The 18,172-nt window shown below is 73.9% G+C and carries 17 protein-coding genes; 3 read left to right on the forward strand and 14 right to left on the reverse strand.

The window, feature by feature from the left end; all coding sequences use genetic code 11:
• Positions 1–20: 20 nt before the first annotated feature.
• The 8 genes from CRP51_RS21585 to CRP51_RS28945 form a co-directional block, all read right to left on the reverse strand.
• A complete protein-coding gene (locus CRP51_RS21585) occupies positions 21–1,079 on the reverse strand; it encodes a FecCD family ABC transporter permease (protein ID WP_439333201.1) in 1,059 nt (352 codons plus the stop codon).
• Positions 1,076–2,131 (reverse strand): FecCD family ABC transporter permease, encoded by a 1,056-nt coding sequence (locus CRP51_RS21590; protein WP_212615965.1) that lies wholly within the window; start codon positions 2,129–2,131, stop codon positions 1,076–1,078. The genes CRP51_RS21585 and CRP51_RS21590 overlap by 4 nt, the downstream gene beginning before the upstream one ends.
• 99 nt (positions 2,132–2,230) lie before the next feature.
• The gene (locus CRP51_RS21595) at positions 2,231–2,857 is read right to left on the reverse strand and encodes an MSMEG_1061 family FMN-dependent PPOX-type flavoprotein (RefSeq protein ID WP_245880731.1); all 627 of its coding nucleotides are present in this window, start codon (positions 2,855–2,857) and stop codon (positions 2,231–2,233) included.
• A gap of 146 nt (positions 2,858–3,003) precedes the next feature.
• On the reverse strand, positions 3,004–3,624 hold the full coding sequence (locus tag CRP51_RS21600) for a histidine phosphatase family protein (protein WP_170970636.1): 621 nt from the start codon (positions 3,622–3,624) through the stop codon (positions 3,004–3,006).
• Positions 3,625–3,644: 20 nt separating this feature from the next.
• The gene (gene rsfS, locus CRP51_RS21605; protein ID WP_097232949.1) at positions 3,645–4,076 is read right to left on the reverse strand and encodes a ribosome silencing factor; all 432 of its coding nucleotides are present in this window, start codon (positions 4,074–4,076) and stop codon (positions 3,645–3,647) included.
• A gap of 111 nt (positions 4,077–4,187) precedes the next feature.
• The gene (locus CRP51_RS30030; RefSeq protein WP_097232950.1) at positions 4,188–6,185 is read right to left on the reverse strand and encodes an LCP family protein; all 1,998 of its coding nucleotides are present in this window, start codon (positions 6,183–6,185) and stop codon (positions 4,188–4,190) included.
• A 21-nt stretch (positions 6,186–6,206) separates the two neighbouring features.
• Positions 6,207–6,830, reverse strand: coding sequence for a nicotinate-nucleotide adenylyltransferase (gene nadD, locus CRP51_RS21615; protein WP_097232951.1), 624 nt, complete (start codon positions 6,828–6,830; stop codon positions 6,207–6,209).
• 10 nt (positions 6,831–6,840) lie between these two features.
• On the reverse strand, positions 6,841–7,014 hold the full coding sequence (locus CRP51_RS28945; protein ID WP_170184595.1) for a hypothetical protein: 174 nt from the start codon (positions 7,012–7,014) through the stop codon (positions 6,841–6,843).
• 137 nt (positions 7,015–7,151) lie between these two features.
• On the opposite strand from CRP51_RS28945, the gene CRP51_RS21620 reads away from it, so the two are divergent.
• A complete protein-coding gene (locus CRP51_RS21620) occupies positions 7,152–8,318 on the forward strand; it encodes a M48 family metallopeptidase (RefSeq protein ID WP_097232952.1) in 1,167 nt (388 codons plus the stop codon).
• A 121-nt stretch (positions 8,319–8,439) separates the two neighbouring features.
• On the opposite strand, the gene CRP51_RS21625 is transcribed toward CRP51_RS21620, so the two are convergent.
• The 5 genes from CRP51_RS21625 to proB form a co-directional block, all read right to left on the reverse strand.
• Positions 8,440–9,516, reverse strand: coding sequence for an SCO2583 family membrane protein (locus tag CRP51_RS21625; RefSeq protein WP_097232953.1), 1,077 nt, complete (start codon positions 9,514–9,516; stop codon positions 8,440–8,442).
• A 114-nt stretch (positions 9,517–9,630) separates the two neighbouring features.
• Positions 9,631–10,377 carry an SCO2584 family spore wall biosynthesis protein gene (locus tag CRP51_RS21630; RefSeq protein WP_097232954.1) on the reverse strand — a complete coding sequence of 249 codons (747 nt, stop codon included), beginning with the start codon at positions 10,375–10,377 and terminating at the stop codon, positions 9,631–9,633.
• 49 nt (positions 10,378–10,426) lie between these two features.
• On the reverse strand, positions 10,427–11,722 hold the full coding sequence (locus CRP51_RS21635; RefSeq protein ID WP_097232955.1) for a glutamate-5-semialdehyde dehydrogenase: 1,296 nt from the start codon (positions 11,720–11,722) through the stop codon (positions 10,427–10,429).
• A gap of 47 nt (positions 11,723–11,769) precedes the next feature.
• A complete protein-coding gene (locus tag CRP51_RS21640) occupies positions 11,770–12,276 on the reverse strand; it encodes a DUF8830 family protein (protein WP_439333202.1) in 507 nt (168 codons plus the stop codon).
• A 122-nt stretch (positions 12,277–12,398) separates the two neighbouring features.
• Positions 12,399–13,517, reverse strand: a complete 1,119-nt coding sequence (proB, locus tag CRP51_RS21645; protein ID WP_097232957.1) for a glutamate 5-kinase — start codon at positions 13,515–13,517, stop codon at positions 12,399–12,401.
• Between the two features lie 429 nt (positions 13,518–13,946).
• Between proB and CRP51_RS21650 the strand changes: the two genes are divergently transcribed.
• Positions 13,947–16,064, forward strand: a complete 2,118-nt coding sequence (locus tag CRP51_RS21650) for a hypothetical protein (protein WP_141514641.1) — start codon at positions 13,947–13,949, stop codon at positions 16,062–16,064.
• 88 nt (positions 16,065–16,152) lie between these two features.
• Here the strand turns inward: CRP51_RS21650 and CRP51_RS21655 are convergent, their stop codons facing one another.
• Positions 16,153–16,818 carry an alpha/beta hydrolase family protein gene (locus CRP51_RS21655; RefSeq protein ID WP_097232985.1) on the reverse strand — a complete coding sequence of 222 codons (666 nt, stop codon included), beginning with the start codon at positions 16,816–16,818 and terminating at the stop codon, positions 16,153–16,155.
• A gap of 151 nt (positions 16,819–16,969) precedes the next feature.
• Here CRP51_RS21655 and CRP51_RS21660 point away from each other — a divergent pair, with 151 nt between their 5' ends.
• Positions 16,970–18,163 carry an acyltransferase family protein gene (locus CRP51_RS21660; RefSeq protein ID WP_097232959.1) on the forward strand — a complete coding sequence of 398 codons (1,194 nt, stop codon included), beginning with the start codon at positions 16,970–16,972 and terminating at the stop codon, positions 18,161–18,163.
• The last annotated feature ends 9 nt before the right edge of the window (positions 18,164–18,172 follow it).

Genomic DNA, 18,172 nt, shown 5'->3' on the forward strand with positions numbered 1-18,172 from the left:
CTCGTTGCCCCGGTGCCGGCTCATCCACCGCGCCCCCTCCGGTTGGCCCGGGTGAGCAGCCACAGCAGATAGGGCGCGCCGATGATGCTGGTGACCATGCCGACCGGGAACTGGTTGGAGCCCAGGGCGTGTTGGGCGACCTGGTCGGAGACCAGCACGATCAGCGCGCCGATCAGCGCCGAGGGCAGCAGCGCCGGCGCCTCGCGCCCGAGCAGCCGCCGCGCGATCGGCCCCGAGACGAAGGCGACGAAGCCCACGGGCCCGGCCGCCGCCGTCGCCACCCCGGTCAGCGCGACCGCGCAGCCGATAAGCGCAAGCCGTGCGCGCTCCACCCGGGTGCCGAGCGCGCTCGCCGCCTCGTCGCCGAGTTGCAGCGTGCCGAGCGACCGCGCCGCCGCCACCGTCATCGGGAGGAGCAGCGCCGCGGCGAACAGCAGCGTGCCGACGTGCTCCCAGGTCCTGCCGTTGAGGCTGCCGGCCAGCCAGATCCGCGCCTCCTGCGCGACCACGGCCGAGGAGCGCGTCATCATGTGCGAGACGACGCTGGTCAACGCGGCGGCCACGCCGATGCCGACGAGCACCAGGCGCTGCCCCGACACCCCGTTCCGCCAGGCCAGCAGGTAGATCAGCGTGGCGGCCAGCAGCGCCCCGCCCAGCGCGGAGAGCGACATCGCGGCGCCGCTCAGTCCGAAGGCCACGCTGGCGACCACGGCCGCCGCGCTGGCCCCGGCGCTGATGCCGATCACGTCGGGGCTGGCCAGCGGGTTGCGCAGCAGCGTCTGGAAGAGCGCGCCGGCCAGGCCGAAGCAGAGCCCGACCAGCAGTCCGGTCAGCACGCGCGGCAGCCGCAACTCGACGACCAGGTAGTACGTGCCGCGCGTCCCGCCCCCGCCGACGGCCTCGACCACCTCGCCGAGCGAGACGGTCCGGGTGCCGTAGAGCACGCTGCCGACGAACGCCGCGACCACCAGCACCGCCAGCACCGCGGAGACCAGGACCTCGCGTCGCTGCCGCGTCCGGCGCGTGCCGCGCACCGAGGCGCGGGCCGCCGCCACCCGCTCGGTGACCACCGCGCTCACAGCTCGGCCGCCTTCCAGCGCCGCACCAGCAGGATGAACGGAACGGAGCCCAGCAGCGCCGTCACGATCCCGACCTGCACCTCGGAGGGCCGGGCCACCAGCCGCCCGATCACGTCCGCGGTCAGCAGCAGCGCCGGGGCCACGACGGCCGCGTAGGGCAGCACCCAGCGGTAGTCGGAGCCGGTCAGGGTGCGCACCAGGTGCGGCACCACCAGCCCGACGAAGACGATCGGCCCGCACAGCGCCGTCGCCGAGCCGCAGAGCAGCACCACGGACAGCGCGCCCATGGCCCGGACGAGACCGACGCGCTGCCCCAGCGTGCGGGCCATGTCCTCGCCCAGCGCGAGCGTGTTGAGGAACCGCCCGCTCAGCAGCGCGCCGACGGCGCCCACAAGGATGAACGGCGCGGCCTGGCCCACGATGTCGGCGGTCCTGGAGAGCGTCCCGACCTGCCAGAACCGGTACTGGTCGAAGGTGTCGGTGTCGCTGAGCACCAGGGCCCCGGTGATCGAGCCGAGCGCGGCCGTGGTGGTGGCGCCCGCCAGCGCCAGCTTGACGGGCGTCGCTCCCTCGCGGCCCACCGCGCTCACCCCGTAGACCAGCAGCGCCGCCAGCAGCGCGCCGACGAAGCCGCACCAGACGTAGCCGGAGAACGAGGAGAGCCCCAGCCAGCCGATGCCGATCACCACGAACAGCGCGGCGCCCGCGTTGATCCCCAGCATCCCGGGGTCGGCCAGCGGGTTGCGGGCCACGCCCTGCATCACGGTGCCGGCCAGGCCGAGGGCGGCGCCGACCAGCAGCCCGGAGAGGGTGCGGGGCAGCCGCAGATGGCGAACGACCAACTGGTCGCGGTCGGTCGGGTCGTAGTCGGTGAGCGCGGTCACGACCTTGCCCGGCGGCACGCTCTCGGCGCCGAACGCGAGGCTCGCCGCACAGGCCAGCAGCAGACAGAGCAGCCCGACCAGCAGCCCGGCCACCAGCCTCGGCCGCCCGGTGACGCGGCGGCGCCCGGTCTCTCCGGTCTCTCCGGCCTCCCGGGGCGGGGCGGTCACCACGGCGGCGCCCCGGTGGCGGGCATGACGACCGCTGTGCTCCCTGCCGACATGCCGTTCCCCGCTGCTCGCCCTTGCCGCTACTTAGGCAAGGCTAGCCTATGCTTCGACGACGATCGGAGGGGGCTTGGGAGCGGTGGCCGGCCAGGTCTCCGGCTTCCACAGGCCGCTCTTGGTCAGCGCGCGCGAGCAGTGCCGGTAGACCTGGCGCGTGCGGATGACCAGCGCCATCCTGGGCGGCACCCCGTCGAGGGCGAGCTGGTCGAAGAACGGCGCGTCGCGCACCAGTTGCGCGGTGCCGTTGATGCGCAACGTCTCGCCGTGGCCCGGCAGGAAGAAGACGGTGCCCACCTGCCCGTTGCTCAGCACGTTCCGCCAGCCGTCGGCCCGCCGGTTCCCCGGGCGGTCGGGGATGACCAGGGTGGTCGAGTCCAGCACCTTGGCGAAGCCGGGCGGGTCGCCCTTGGGCGTCACGTCGCAGCTGCCGTCCGCGGCCGAGGTGGCGATCAGGCAGAACGGCGAGAGCGCCAGCCACTGACGCTCGAAGTCGCCCAGGTCGGACCGGACCTTGGCGATCACGATCGGGTGCGGGGGGCCGAGCAGCTCGGTGATCTCGTCCTCCGAGGTGACGGGCACGACCCCCGCCAACGGGTCGTCCACCACAGTCGTCGCCCGGTCAGGCTCCACGGCCGACCACCCCTCCTCGATCGGCAACAGGTCGCACACCCGCCCGAATCGTGCCGGACGAGCCGACACCACCCTGACACGGACACGCGACGGCCGGACACCCAGGTGCCCGCAACGGGGTCGCGCGACCACCGCGAGGGGGCGAAGGGGCTACGCGCCCCGCCGGGGGCTAGCCCCGCCGGGGGCTAGACGTCGTCGCCGATGACCGGCTCGGGGAGGGACCCCGCGTTGTGCTCCAGCAGACGCCACCCGCGCACGCCCTCGCCGAGGACGGACCAGCAGCAGTTGGAGACGCTGCCCAGCGCCTCCCAGCTCTCCGGCGCCAGACCCAGCAGCCGCCCGATGGTCGTGCGGATGGTCCCGCCGTGGCTGGCCACCACCAGCAGCCCGCCCGGCGGGAGCTTCTCCACCGCGCGCTCCACCACCGGCGCCGCCCGGTCCGCGACCTCCGTCTCCAGCTCGCCGCCGCCGCGCCGCACCGGCTCCCCGCGCTTCCACGCCGCGTACTGCTCGCCGAAGCGCTCCTCGATCTCCGCGTGCGTCAGGCCCTGCCAGTCCCCGGCGAACGACTCGCGCAGCGCCGCGTCGTACGACACCGGAAGACCGGTGACGGCGGCCAACTCGGCGGCCGTGGCCACCGCGCGCCGCAGGTCGGAGGAGACCACCGCGTCCGGACCCAGCCGCGCCAGCAGCCCGGCGGCCCGCCTGGCCTGCGCGACGCCCACCTCGGTCAGCTCGATGTCCGTGGTGCCCTGGAAGCGGCTCTCCAGATTCCAAGCCGTCTGACCGTGCCGCCACAGCACGATCCGCCGGCCGCCCGGGGCGCTCAGGAGGACTCACCGCCCGCCGTGTCGTCCGCCCCGGCGCCGGACTCGGCGCCCCGGCCCCTGGTCGCCACGGCGTCCTCGGGGAGCGCGATCTCCGGGCAGTCCTTCCACAGGCGCTCCAGGGCGTAGAAGACACGCTCCTCCGAGTGCTGCACATGGACCACGATGTCCACGTAGTCCAGCAGCACCCAGCGGCCGTCCCGCTCGCCCTCGCGCCGCACCGGCTTGGCGTCCAGCTCGCGCAGCGCCTCCTCTATGCCGTCCACGATCGCCCTGACCTGCCGGTCGTTGGGCGCGGACGCCAGCAGGAAGGCGTCGGTGATGGCCAGCACGTCGCTGACGTCGTAGGCGATGATGTCGTGCGCCAGCTTGTCGGCGGCGGCCTGGGCGGCGGCCCTGACCAGCTGGGTGGCGCGGTCCGTGGCGGTCACAGCTGCGGCAGTCTCCTCGGTGATCAGAGGTCGGTGCGCTCCGGCTGTCACGGGCGTCGGCAGTCCCGCGACCCGACCCTGGAACCCCAGGGTCTCATGCCGCACTGACAGTCACGGCTCATAGTCCTGCCCCAGCACCACCGTCACGTCCGCCGTCCCCGGACCGTCGCCCTCGGTGACCACGTCCTCCGGAAGGCCCAGGGTCCGCGCCGCGTCGAGGGCGGTCTCCCGGTGCTCCGGGACCTCGTAGAGGATGCTCGACTCCGTCGCGGTGTCGTCCACCACCCGGTTGTCGACCACCGTCAGACCGGCGCCGACCAGCGCGATCCTCGCCATCTCGCCCAGCGCGCCGGTACCGGACGCGTCCCTGACCCCGAAACGGACCGCGCCGCCGGACTGCGCATTGCTGACCGAGCCGCCCAGCACCTCGTGGACCAGGCCGTCGGCCGTCTCGTCACTGACCGTGCCGTCGTCCTCGACGGGGAGCGGTGCGGTGGTGTAGTCACCGGACTGCGCGTAGCCGGCGAGCGTGGCCAGGCTCACTCCCAACTCCTGCTCCGAGAGCGAGGGGTCGTGGATCTGGCGGAGGTTCTCCATGGCGGTGACGGCCCCCGAGTCGGTGGCCGGCAGCTTGTCCAGCACCGCCTCCATCACCTGCCCGAAGCGGACCAGCTGCGCGGACTGCGGCTCCTCGTCGGCGCGGTAGGTGGCGTAGGCGACGGCCTCCTGACCGGCCAGCCGCACCTCGTCGCCCGCCTCGACCAGCGGGCCCTCGTCGTCCTCGCCGCCGGGCACCTCGGTGTCGGTGGCGACGGTGATGCCGCTGACGAGGTCGACCAGGTTCGCCAACGAGGGGGTGTTCAGCCGCCAGGTGCCCTTGATCTCCGCGCCCAGCAGCGCGCCGACCGCGTCCCGCACCGAGCCGGCGCTCTCGTCGGCGACGGCCTGGCCCAGGGTGGTGGCGCCGCCGTCGGGGGTGACCGCGAGCTCGTTGGGCAGCAGCAGCGTGGTGCCGCTGCCGGCCGAGTCGTTGGCGACCAGCAGCGCGGTGGAGGTCTCCTCCGAGTCCACCGGCCACAGATGGACCACGATCACGTCCCGCGCCTCCGCGCCGCCCCCCGCGGCGCCCTCCTCGGCGTCGCCGCCCAGGAACGGCAGCCGGTCGGTCGACCACAGGAAGCCGACCCCGCCGAGCAGCGCCAGCACCAGCGCCACCACCAGCAGCCGCTTGCGGCTGCGCCCGCGCCGCTTGGCCTCCTCGCGGCGCTCGGTGCGGCTCTCGCTGAACTTCAGCCAGTCGATGACGTCCTCGGACTCCTCGGACTGCTCGTCGACGAAGGAGAACTGCTCGGTCTCGTACGCCTCGTCGGGCGAGGCCCGACGCTGCTCGGGAACGGTCGCCCGGGGCGGCGCGGTGTCCGCCGGCGGCACGGGCGCCTGCTGGCCGGTGTCCTCCACGGGCGCCTGCCGCCCCGTGTCCCACTCCCCCACGACCGGCGCCTGCCGCCCCGTGTCCCAGCCCTGCTCCGTGACCGGCGCCTGCCGCCCCGTGTCCCAACCCTGCTCCGCGACCGGCGCCTGCCGCCCGGTGTCCCAGCCCTGCTCCGTGACCGGCGCCTGCCGCCCCGTGTCCCAACCCTGCTCCGCGACCGGCGCCTGCCGCCCCGTGTCCCAGCCCTGCTCCGTGACCGGCGCCTGCCGCCCGGTGTCCCACTCCCCCGTGACCGGCGGCTGCGGGCCGGTGTCCTGGCCGGTGCCCTGCGGGTAGCCGTGGCCGGGTCCCTGGTAGCCGTAGTCGGGAGCCGGGGGCACCGGGCGCTGGGCGCCGGTGTCGGAGGCGTAGGGGCCCCACTGGTCGTGGTCGGACGGCGTTCCGCCGTAGCCCTCCTGGCCCTGGTAGCCGGGGTCCTGGTAACCGGGCTCCTGGTAGCCCTGGCCTCCGCCCCGGTAGTCGTGCTCCTGGTACCCGTAACCGCCGCCGTAGCCGTAGCCGGAGTGGTCCGCGGTCCCCTGGTCGCCGGCCTGGTCCTGCGGGGGCTGGTGGTACAGCGGGCGCCCGTACGCGTCATAGCCGTAGATCTGCCCGTACGGCTGCTGTCGGTCGTTCACCAGTGCCGCCCTTCGGTCCGTTCAGCGGGTGGGTTGCGACGGGTCCCGGTAGAGAGCGCGCTTGTTGATGTAGCGCACCACGCCGTCGGGCACCAGATACCAGACGGGATCGCCACGGGCCACCCGGGCCCGGCAGTCGGTGGAGGAGATGGCCAACGCCGGCACCTCGATCAGCGAGACGCCGCCCTGCGGCAACCCCGGGTCGGCCAGCACATGGCCCGGCCGCGTCACCCCGATGAAGTGCGCCAACGAGAACAGCTCGCCGGCGTCCCGCCACCCCAGGATCTGCGCGAGCGCGTCGGCACCCGTGATGAAGAACAGGTCGGCGTCCGCGTACTCGGCACGCAACTCGCGCAACGTGTCGATGGTGTACGTCTTGCCGCCCCGGTCGATGTCGATCCTGCTGACCGAGAACTGCGGGTTGGAGGCCGTCGCGATGACGGTCATCAGATAGCGGTCCTCGGCGGGCGAGACCGACCGGTGCCCCTTCTGCCAGGGCTGTCCGGTCGGCACGAAGACGACCTCGTCCAGGTCGAACCGCGCGGCCACCTCACTGGCCGCGACGAGGTGCCCGTGGTGGATGGGGTCGAAGGTGCCGCCCATCACCCCGAGCCGCCGCTTGCCGTCGGCTATCCGGTCTCGCATGGAGCAGACCCTAGCGGTCGCGGTTGAGCCGGGTGGTGATCCAGAGCAGCAACAACAGGCCAGCCAGCGCGCCACCACCGATGGCGTAGGCGTTCAGACTGTCGTGCGCACCTCCCTCGGAGGCGAGCGGGAGCAGTGCCTCGGTGACGGAACTGTCGGCGGTCAGAGCGTTGATCTGGGTCATGCGACGGCCTATCCGGGAACGGGACGCTGGGACGTAGGGTCATGGTATGCGGAGGCGGAGGCGGCAGCCTCTTGCCCCCACCCGTCCGTGCGGTTCAGGGTGGGCTGACGGCCGCATCACGGACGGAGGGGGCGGACATGACGGACAACACGGGGCACGGGAACGACGCGGACGGCCCGGAGCACACCCGCGGGGAGGGCGCCGAGGGCCGGGAGCGCCCGGGAGACGACGTGGCGGGCCGGTCGGAGGCGGGGGTCGAGTCCGCCGTGCGACGACCCGACGACGGGCGGCGGCGCTTCCCGGGGATCTCCTCGCGCGCCTATGAACACCCGGCTGATCGTTCGGCGTTGGTCGCCCTTCGGAAGTTGACCGGTTTTGACACCGTGTTCAAGGCGCTGAGCGGGATGGTGCCGGAGCGCAGCCTGCGGCTGCTGTTCCTCTCCGACTCGGTGCGGGTCGACGAGCGGCAGTTCGCGCATCTCCACGAGATGCTGCTGGACGCCTGCGCGATCCTCGACCTGGACCGCGTCCCGCCGCTGTACGTCTCGCAGGACCCGAAGCCCAACGCGATGTGCATCGGGCTCGACCAGCCGGTGATCGTGCTGACCACCGGCCTGGTCGAACTCCTCGACGACGAGCACGAGATGCGGGCCGTCATCGGTCACGAGGTGGGCCACGCCCTCTCCGGCCACGCGGTCTACCGCACCCTGCTGCTCTTCCTGACCAACCTCGCGGTCCGGGTCGCGTGGATCCCGCTGGGGAACGTGGCGATCATGGCGATCGTCACCGCGCTGCGCGAGTGGTTCCGCAAGTCGGAACTCTCCGCCGACCGCGCCGGCCTGCTCGTCGGCCAGGACCCCGAGGCGTCGATGCGCGGCCTGATGAAGCTGGCCGGCGGCAACCACCTGCACGAGATGAACGTCGACGCGTTCCTCGACCAGGCCAGGGAGTACGAGGCCGGGGGCGATCTGCGCGACTCGGTGCTGAAGATCCTCAACGTGCTGCCGCGCACCCACCCGTTCGCCGCCGTCCGGGCCGCCGAGCTGCACGACTGGGCGAGGACCCGGGACTACCAGCGGCTGATGGACGGCCACTACCCGCGCCGCGACGAGGACGGCGACGCGTCCGTCAGCGACTCGATGCGCGAGTCGGCCGGCCACTACGCGCGGACGGTCCGCACCAGCAAGGACCCGCTGATGCGGCTGGTCAACGACGTGGCGGGCGGCGCGAGCGACCTCGGCGGCAAGCTGCGGGACTTCGCGACCGGGCGTCGCCCCGGAGGCGAGACACCGCCTGATCAGTGACCCGCGCGGCGGCCGACCGCCCCGGGCCCCCGGCACCGCTGTCGACCGCCCCCGCCGCCGGGCACCGCGCGGTCCCCCGCGCCCCTCAGGCCGCCACCGGCCCTAGGTCACGTTCAACTGGCTAGGTCACGTTCAACTGGCCGGGGGTGAGGGCCGCGCAGAGGACGGGGCGGTCCTGCTCGGCGGTCAACGGGTCGATGCCGCCGGCCAGCCGCTGGGACGCCGTCTCCCCGGCCAACAGCGGCGCGTACGCGTCCGCCGGGTCGGCCTCGCAGGCCATCGGCCCGGCCAGGGTGTCCACCTGCCGCAGCACCACGTTGCGATCCCGCAGCTCCTCCTTGCCGAACTGGAAGCGCACCTCGCGCCGCACCCCGAAGAGCGAGGCCGGCGCCCCCATCGACTCCGAGGAGCGCAGGGCGTAGACGAAGACGTGGTGCCCGGCTATCTCCAGCATGTCGTCGGTCGCCTCGGTGAACGTGAAGACGCCGTCGACCCGCACGTGCGGGTCGGCCATCTCCACCCGGTCCTGGTCGAAGCGCACCAGCCAGTCCGTCGCCCAGGACGGGCCGCCTTCGCCGTCCATCGCCACGTCGAACTGGTCCTGCTGCTCGACCCCCAGCAGCTCGCGCACCTCGCTGCGGGAGCCTCCGACGAGGACGTCCGGGTTGAGCGCGCTGGCCGTCAGGTACTCCTTGGCGAGGGTCAGCGCGGTCATCACCTGCTCGCGGGAGAAGTGCGTGGTCGGCTTCGGGTCGGGCAGCTCAAGGCCGCCGGGGCCCACGCCGAACTCGCGGACCGGGCCCGTGCCGTAGAGCAGCTCCACGTCGATGTCGCCCGGCACCTCGCCGTCCGGCACCAGCGCCACCGTGCTGCCGGCGGGGCGGCCGGCGGCCAGCGAGCGCGGGGACTGGTAGGGGTTGTTGGCGCCCAGGTAGATCGCGGCGGCGAACGCCAACAGGATGATCATCGCCAGCGCCAGCCCCTGCTTGGGCACCGTGCGGACGATGCCCAACGGCTGCTCGGGCGCCCGGTCGCGCACGGCGACCGTGTGGTCCACCAGCCGCTGCTCCGCCGAGTACTCCTGGAGGCGCGCGGAACTGACGAACGAGTCGTCGAAGACGATCGATCGGTACTCCTCGTCCCCGGCTCCCGAGGAGCCACCGGGGCCTCCTTCGGGAGGGTCAGATCTCCCGGCCACCGCTCCAGCCTAGGACTCTCCCCGGGGTGCCAAAAGCCCCCTCGGGCGGCGATTTTGTCCGACCGGCGCCCAGGCGACCGCCGGCGTCGGAGGGTTGGGGCGCGCGAGCGGTGCTCACGGGCCCCCTTCGACCAGCTCCACGCCCCCCGCGAACGTCTCGCCGGCGGGCGTCCCCGTGGCCTGCGGCGCGCTCTGCTCGGGGCGGACGGTGGGCGGCGGCGCCGGCCGCTGCTCGCGGCTGGAGTTGGCGCGCTGGATCGCTATCAGGGTCAGCGCGATGACGCTCAGGCTCATCACCATCGCCAGCACGCAGGCCACCGGCCGCTGCCAGCGCATCGGCCGCCGCACCGGGCCCGCGGGCGCCGGAGGGCGGTGCGGGGGCAGCGCGGACCCCGGCTCCGCGCGCTCGTGCGACTCGACGGGATCGGCGGGATCGGCGGGATCAGGGAGATAGCGGGTGTAGTCGGAGCGGTCGAAACGGCCCTCGTTCTCCGGGGAGTCGGGGTCGTCCAGGCCCGCCAGCTCCTCCGGGTCGTAGGGGCCGTCCCGCTCGGCCAGCCCGTCGGCGTCCGCCCGTCCCTCGGCGCGCTCCCACGCCTCCGCCCCCTCGAAGCGGCCGAACGACCGGCCGCCCCCGGGGTCGAGGTCGGGGTCGCGGTAGAAGCCCGGCCCCTCGGGGTCGGCCCAGCCGGCGGCGGCCGCGCGGGACCGCTCCTCCGCGCTGGGCTCGTGGATGCGGGCGGCGGTCACGAACTCCTCGTCGAACACCACGGCGGCAAGGGCCTCGTCGGCCGCCCCCGCGTCCTGGCTGTCGGGCCCCTCGCCGTCCGGGAACGGCGGGCCTCCCACGTCGTCCGGCACCCTTCCAGCGTAGGGCGAAGAACGCGGCTTAGGGAGGCCCGAGGGGAATTCACCCCCGGGTGTGACCCTCTCCGGTCACCACATAGGTGGTCGAGGTCAGCTCGGGCAGCCCCATCGGGCCCCGGGCGTGGAGCTTCTGCGTGGAGATCCCGATCTCGGCGCCGAAGCCGAACTGGCCGCCGTCGGTGAAGCGGGTCGAGGCGTTCACCATCACGGCCGCCGAGTCCATCCGGGAGACGAAGCGCCGCGCGGCCGCCGTGTCCCCGGTGACGATCGCCTCCGTGTGGCCCGAGGTCCAACGGCGGATGTGCGCCACCGCCGCGTCCAGGTCGGGCACCACACCGGCGGCGATGTCGTAGCTCAGGTACTCGACCGCCCAGTCCTCGTCCGTGACGGCGGCCACCTCGATGCCCGCCTCAGCGCCCGCGCGGCGCCAGGACTCGTCGCCGTGCACCGTCACCCCGGCCGAGGTCAGCGCGGCCAGCGCCATCGGCAGGAAGCGGTCGGCGACCGCCTCGTGCACCAGCACCGTCTCCGCCGCGTTGCACACGCTGGGACGGTCGGCCTTGGAGTCGACCAGGATCTCCACAGCGCGCTCCAGGTCGGCCGCCGCGTCCACGTAGACATGGCAGTTGCCCGTGCCGGTCTCGATCACCGGGACCGTGGACTCGGTGACCACCGTCTCGATCAACGAGGCGCCGCCGCGCGGGATCAGCACGTCCACCAGGCCGCGCGCCGTCATCAGCTCGTGCACCGAGTCCCGGCTCTCGCCCGGGACCAGCTGCACCGCGTCCGCCGGCAGCCCGACCGAGGCCACGGCGTCCCGCAGCACGGCCACCAGCGCCGTGTTGGAGGCGTGGGCGGAGGAGGAGCCGCGCAGCAGCACCGCGTTGCCCGACTTCAGGCAGAGCGCGGCGGCGTCCACCGTCACGTTGGGCCTGGCCTCGTAGATGATGCCGACGACGCCCAGCGGCACCCGGACCTGGCGCAGCTCGAGCCCGTTGGGCAGGGTCGAGCCGCGCACCACCTCGCCGACCGGGTCGGGCAGCGCGATCACGTCCCGCACGTCGGCGGCGATCGCGGCGATCCGCTCCTCGGTGAGCGTCAGCCGGTCCACGATGCCGGCGGAGGTGCCGTTGGCCCTGGCCCGCCCGACATCCGCCGCGTTGGCCTCGACCACCTCGGCCGCCCTGGCGACCAGCGCGTCCGCGACGGCCGCCAGCGCCGCGTCCCGCGCGGTGCGCGGCAGCGGCGCGAGGTCGGCCGCGGCCGTCCTGGCGCGGCGCGCGGTGGCGAGGACGGCGGACTCGGACGAGGCGTTCACTGAGGGCGCTGTGCTGCTCATGCGTGTCACCCTAGCGGCCGGCACCGACAACGGGCGCGCCCGCGGCCTCAGTACGGGTGGACCCCGACCGGGTGCGCCGGCGGCGGGCCGTACCCCTCGGAGATCCGCTGCTGGTAGGTGTCCCGGCCGATGACCTCCAGGCCGACGATCTCCCAGGCCGGCAGCTTGGCGGTGCGACGGTGCTCCCCCCAGAGCCGCAGCGCCAGCGCGGCGGCGTCGTGCAGGTCCCTGGCCTCCTCCCAGTACCTGATCTCCGCGTGGTCCTCGGCGTAGCGGCTGGTGAGCAGGAACGGATGGTCGTCAGCCAGCCGTTCCAGGGCCCGCCGCACGTCGGTCAGCGGAACGGACCGCCCCGCGACGCTCAACGTGATGTGCCACAGCCGCGACGGCTGCTCCTCGGTGCTCCCCCGTGCTCGCTCCGCGTGCGCGGGATCGTCCCGCTCGCGGGCCGGCCGGCCTCCTTCGACGCTGGCCAGTCGTCTCACCGACAGCCTCCTGACATGGTGCGAAGTCGTGCTGCGTGTGCGGTCGGGTGCCGGTCCGGCACCACGCACGAGTGGACCAGCTCGCCCGCCCCGCCGGGTGCTTTTCCCGGAACCTTCGGTGGAAAGGCTGGTCTTTCACAGATCCGGCACCGGCCCGGCGAGCCTCCCGTGTACGGCCCCCTCAGGATGACTTATGCCCGCAACAGCACCAGGTCATCGCGATGGATCACTTCTCTTTCGTAGTCGGGGCCCAGCTCGCGCGCCAGTTCCCTGGTGGAACGCCCGAGCAGGCGCGGCAGCTCCCTGGCGTCGAAGTTGACCAGCCCGCGGGCGATGGCGCGGCCCGACTCGTCGCGCAGTTCGATCGGTTCACCGGCGACGAACTCGCCGATCACCCCGGTGATCCCGGCCGGCAGCAGCGAGCCCCCGCGCTCGGTGACGGCCCGCACCGCGCCGGCGTCCAGGACCACCGCGCCGCGCGGTACCGAGGCGTGGGCGAGCCACAGCAGGCGGCCGGTGGCGCGGCGCCCGGTCGGCCGGAAGTAGGTGCCGGTCGCCGCGCCGGACAGCGCGTCGGCGACCTGGCTGGCGGCCGTCAACACCACGGGGATGCCGGCCTCGTTGGCGATGCCCGCCGCCTCCACCTTGGTGACCATCCCGCCGGTGCCGACCCCCGCCCTGCCGGCGCGGCCCAGCTCGATGCCGGCGAGGTCGCCCGGCCCGGTGACCTCCGGGACGCGGCTGCTGGTGGGGCGGGCCGGGTCGCCGTCGTAGAGTCCGTCGACGTCGGAGAGCAGCACCAGCAGGTCGGCCTTGACCAGATGGGCCACCAGCGCCGCCAGCCGGTCGTTGTCGCCGAACCTGATCTCGTCGGTCGCCACCGTGTCGTTCTCGTTGACCACCGGAACCGCGCCCATGGCGAAGAGCTGGTCCAGCGTCCGGTAGGCGTTGCGGTAGTGCGCGCGGCGGCTGGTGTCGGTCGTGGTCAGCAGCACCTGCCCGACGCGGCGGCCGTAACGGGCGAACGAGGCGGTGTAGCGCGCCAGCAGCAGCCCCTGGCCGACGCTGGCCGCGGCCTGCTGGCGGGCGAGGTCCCGCGGTCGGCCGGTGAGGCCCAACGGCGCGAGCCCCGCGGCGATCGCACCGGACGAAACCAGTACGATCTGCCTCCCGTCCTGTTTCACCAGCACATCGACCAGCGCGTCCACCCGGTCGGCGTCCAGCCCGCCGGCCGCCGTGGTCAGCGAGGATGAGCCGATCTTGACCACGATCCTGCGGGCGTCGGAGACGTCCTGCCGTGCCGCTGTCATGGCACCTTCCTGTTCACGTTCGCTCTCCGGCCCGACCGCGCGGCGCGCGATATCCGGGGTCCGGCGCCCCCGCGTCTAGGGCGCCCCGCGGAGCGCGGGTGCGAGCCGTCCGGCCGCCGTGACTCCCGCACGACCTGGTACTTCCCGGGGCACGCCCGACGCCGGGCCGGTCTGCCGACCGTAATGTATGCCACCCCGCCCGTCGGGCGCCGTGCCGTTTCACCGGAGGCTCCCGTGCGCGGCCACCCACAAGGGTGAAATTCCCCGCCTCCGGGATGACCTCGGCCCCTCCGCGCGATAAATGGCTTGCCCACGGGTTCCGTGGGTTCCGCGCACTCCTCCCCGCCGCCCGCCCCGGGTGGTCTCCTCGCCCCACGTCCGAAGAGCGTCTCGTTCTCTCGCACGCCTCACACCGGAGCTGAACTTCCTGTGGCTGCTGGACCGTCTCCGCGCCGCGCCGCCCAAGGGCTCGCCCTGGGTGTGCTGCTGCTGCTTCTCTGCGCCCAGTTGGTGGGCGCCCAACTCCCCCACGCCGCGCTGCTGTGCGTCGCCGGCGCCGGGGGGCTCGCCCTCGATCTCGTGCTGCGCCGCTGGTGGCCGGCGGCGCTGGTGCCGCTCGGCCGGGTCCGCTGCGACGAGACGGTGCGCCAACTGCTGCGCGACCTGCTGGTGGTGCTCGGTCTCGCGCATCTGGCGGAGGTCTCGACGACCGTCAGGATGCTGGTGGTCGCCGGTCTGCTGGCCTGCTACGGCGCGCACTTCCTCACGAGGGGGCTGGCGGTGCTGGTGCGCCGTTCGCGGACGCTGCCGGTGCTCACGCGCAACATCGACGCCTCCGAGCTGCGGCTGAGCCCCGCCCCGCCCCGGGTGCTGACCGTCGCGCACCGGAGGATGCCGCTGTTCTCCGTGCCGGCCACGGCCGGGATGCTGGGGACGGTGGCCAGCGGCGAGGCGGTGTGGAGCCTGCTGGGCATCGGCTGCTCGCTGCTGCTCTTCGCCGGCGCCGCCGTCTGGTTGGCCGGCTGGCTGCTGCCGGGCAGACGGCCGCCGGCGACCGAGGAGGTGGTCGCCTGGTTCCAGCGCTGGCTGGAGTCCTACCGGCCCGATGTCGGCCTCTACTTCTCCGGCGGCAGCGGCACCGCCTACCAGGTCAACATGTGGCTGGGCGCCGTCGCGGCACTGGAGGGCAACGGACTGGTGGTGCTGAGGGAACGCGCCCTGGTGCCCCAACTGGCGCCGACCGAGCTGCCGGTGGTCTGCGTGCCGAAGGTGGTGCACCTGATGCTGCTTGAGCACTCCACCCTCAAGGTGCTGATCCACCCGGCCAACGCGCCCAAGACCTCCCAGGTGTTGCGCATCCCGACCATCAAGCACGCCTTCGTCAACCACGGCGAGAGCGACAAGCTCTCCAGCTGCAACCCGTACGCCAAGGTCTACGACGAGGTGTGGGTCGCCGGCCCGGCGGCGAGGGAGCGCTACGCGCTGGCCGACGTCGGGGTGGACGACCGGGACGTGGTGGAGATCGGCCGGCCCCAGCTCGCGCCGATCCACCCCTACACCGGGCCGCCGCCCGCCGACGGGCCGATCACCGTGCTGTACGCACCGACCTGGGAGGGATGGACGAACGACCCGGGCAACACCTCGGTGCTGCTCGCCGGCGAGCAGTTGGTCACCGCGCTGCTGTCCGACCCCCGGGTGCGGCTCCTCTACAAGCCGCACCCGATGACCGGTTCGGTCGATCCGCGCTTCGGCGAGGCCGACCGGCGCATCAGGGCGCTCGTCGAGGCGGCCGAGACACGTCGAGCGGCGCGCGCCGGCTCCTCCGCGCCGGCGCTCGCCAACCGCCGCGCGCTGCTGCGGCGTTCGACGGGCGCGTTGGCCGAACGAGGCGCGCTCACCGCCACCCGCGCGCCGGTGGACGACGCGGCCGCCGCGGAACTGGCCCGACGCACCGCGCGGTTGGAGGCCCTGACCACCGCCTGCGCGCGGCCGGGCGCCGACGACGCCGAGCGGATGCTGCGCGAGTCGGCTCCCGACGAGGGCCGCGCGGAGGCCGTGGCCGCCGCGACCCGAGCCTGGCGCGCCGCGTTCTGGGCGGCACAGGACTCCGAGGGCCATCTGGTGCTGACCGGGCCGCGCCCCGACCTCTACAGCTGCTTCAACCAGGCCGACCTGCTGATCTCCGACGTCTCCAGCGTGGTCGCCGACTACCTGGCCGGGGTGAAGCCCTACGCGGTGGTCAACACCAGCGGCCTCGACGAACGGTCCTTCCGCGCCGCCAACCCGACGGTCAGGGCCGCCACCGTGCTCGGCCCCGACGCGTCCGGGCTCCCCGCCCTGCTCGCCTCGGTCGTCGACCCCCGCCGCGACCGGCTGGCCGGGGCGCGGCGGGAGCTGCGGGAGTTCCTGCTCGGCCCGAGCGACCCCCCGTCCCAGGTCCGCTTCCAGCGGGCGGTCACCGCCCTGTGCGCGGCGGCGGAGGCCCGCAGGGCGCGCGAGGCCCTGCGAGGGAACGGGGAGCGGCAGCGCAGCGACGTCACCAGGTGAGCCGCCGGGCGCCCCGGCGGCCGACCGCTCAAACCCCTCCCGCACCGGGGCACGGCCTGAGGGGGCGTGCCCCGCGCCCCCCAGGCCACTAGCGCACCGTCGCCAGCCAGTCGGCGACCGCGTCCGTCAGCACCGTCAGCGCGGCCTCCTGCCCCGGCACCGCCCGCTTCGGGACCGCGAAGGAGTGGTCCGCCTCGGGCACCTCCACCGGGCGCACCCCCGCGGGGAACTCCGCCGGCCTGCCGAACGGGTCGCGCCCACCCTGCACCACCAGCAACGGCAGCTGCCCCAGCGGCAGTTCGTCCGCCCGGGAACGCTCGGGGCGGCCCGGCGGGTGGAGCGGGAAGGCCAGCGCCACCACCCCGCGCGCGCCCGTTTCGAGCGCCGTGCGGCACGCCACCCGCGCGCCGGCGCTGCGCCCGCCGACCACCAGCGGCAGCCCCGACTCCGCCAGCACGGGCATCAGCGCGCGCCACGCGGTGTCCAGCGTGCGCGGCGCCGGCGCCAGCTTCCGCCCCGCCACCCGCCACGGCTGCTCGACCAGCGCCACGCTCACCCCGTTCGCCGGCAGCGCGGCGGCCAGCGCCGCCAGGTCGCGCGCCTCGATCCCGCCGCCGGCTCCGTGCCCCAGCGCCAGCACACACCCGGCGTCCGGCGCGTCCCACCAGCTGATCCGCGCCTCGCCCGCCGGCGTCTCCACGGACTGCCGCCTGCTCGCCCCGCCGCTCGTCCTCGTCCTCGTCCTCGCGTCCATGGCGGCCAGTCTGCCGCGCCCCACGCCCCGCCCGGCCGACGGACACCTGCGGGACACCGCCGGGTCACCGACGCGCCCACTGCCGTTAGGGTTCGTGAGTGATGAGCGTTACCCCTCCCCACACCCGCAGCGACGAGCCTCAGGGGGCGTCATGACCGGATCGCCGCAGTCCCCACCCGAGCGGTCCGCCGAGCAGACCATGGCGCTGCGCCTGCCGAAGCAGGCCAAGGCGCCCAAGCAGCGCGACGCGTTCTTCGACAACGCCAAGTACCTGGCGATCGTGCTGGTCGCCATGGGCCACGCCTGGGAGCCGCTGCGCGCCGACTCGCGCGCGGTGACCGCGCTGTACATGTTCGTGTACGCGTTCCACATGCCGGCGTTCATCCTGGTGGCCGGCTACTTCTCCCGTAACTGGGACGGCCGCCCCGACCGGGTGCGGCGGCTGGTCACGGGCGTGCTGGTGCCGTACGTGCTCTTCCAGATCGCCTACACGTACTTCCTGCGCCACCTCGACGACAACGACGACAACTATCTGCCGCTCTTCGAACCGCGCTGGCTGCTGTGGTTCCTGGTGGCGCTCTTCATATGGCGGCTGACCGTGCCGCTGTGGAGGACGGTGCGCTGGCCGGTGCCGCTGGCGCTGGCGCTGGCCGCGGTGGCCACCGCCTCCCCGACGATGGGCGGCGACCTCCAGCTCCAGCGCGTGGTGCAGTTCCTGCCGTTCTTCGTGCTGGGCATGACGGTGCGCGCCGAGCACTTCCAGATGCTGCGCCGCCGGGCCGCCCGGCTGCTGGCGCTGCCGGTCGGCGCCGCCGCCGCGCTCTTCGCCTACTGGGCCGAGCCGAGGATGGAGTACGCCTGGTTCTACCACCGGGGCAGCGCCCAGGAGCTGGGCGAGCCGTGGTGGGTCGGGGTGCTGATGACGCTGGCGATCTTCGGCTGCTCGGTGCTGCTGACCTGCTGCTTCCTCGCGCTGGTGCCCGGCCGCCACGGCTGGTTCACCGCGCTGGGCGCCGGCACGCTCTACGGCTATCTGCTGCACGGCTTCCTGATCCGCGGCTCCGTGGAGTGGGGCTGGTACGACGGGGAGCTGATGGAGAGCACCCCGACGGCGCTGCTGATCAGCTCGGTGGTGGCCGCCGTCGGCATCTCGCTGCTCTGCTCGACGCCCGTGCAACGGCTGCTGCGCCCGGTGGTCGAGCCGAACATGCGCTGGTTCTTCCGTCCCGACGAGCCGAAGGGCGGCGCGGGCGGGAAGGACGCCGCGCCGAAGGCCGAGCCCGGGACGTCCACCGCGGCGAAGGGCGCCGACCCGGCCGGGAAGACCACGTCGACGCCCCACTGAGAACCCCCG

The organism is Streptomyces zhaozhouensis (assembly GCF_900230195.1).
Taxonomy (GTDB): domain Bacteria; phylum Actinomycetota; class Actinomycetes; order Streptomycetales; family Streptomycetaceae; genus Streptomyces; species Streptomyces zhaozhouensis.

Bases quoted from the DNA above. Each gene is read 5' to 3' on its own strand.
- nadD (WP_097232951.1), bottom strand. From the start codon at position 6,830: ATGCGAGACCGGATAGCCGACGGCAAGCGGCGGCTCGGGGTGATGGGC.
- CRP51_RS28945 (WP_170184595.1), bottom strand. From the start codon at position 7,014: ATGACCCAGATCAACGCTCTGACCGCCGACAGTTCCGTCACCGAGGCA.
- CRP51_RS21620 (WP_097232952.1), top strand. From the start codon at position 7,152: ATGACGGACAACACGGGGCACGGGAACGACGCGGACGGCCCGGAGCAC.
- CRP51_RS21635 (WP_097232955.1), bottom strand. From the start codon at position 11,722: ATGAGCAGCACAGCGCCCTCAGTGAACGCCTCGTCCGAGTCCGCCGTC.
- proB (WP_097232957.1), bottom strand. From the start codon at position 13,517: ATGACAGCGGCACGGCAGGACGTCTCCGACGCCCGCAGGATCGTGGTC.
- CRP51_RS21655 (WP_097232985.1), bottom strand. From the start codon at position 16,818: ATGGACGCGAGGACGAGGACGAGGACGAGCGGCGGGGCGAGCAGGCGG.
- CRP51_RS21660 (WP_097232959.1), top strand. From the start codon at position 16,970: ATGACCGGATCGCCGCAGTCCCCACCCGAGCGGTCCGCCGAGCAGACC.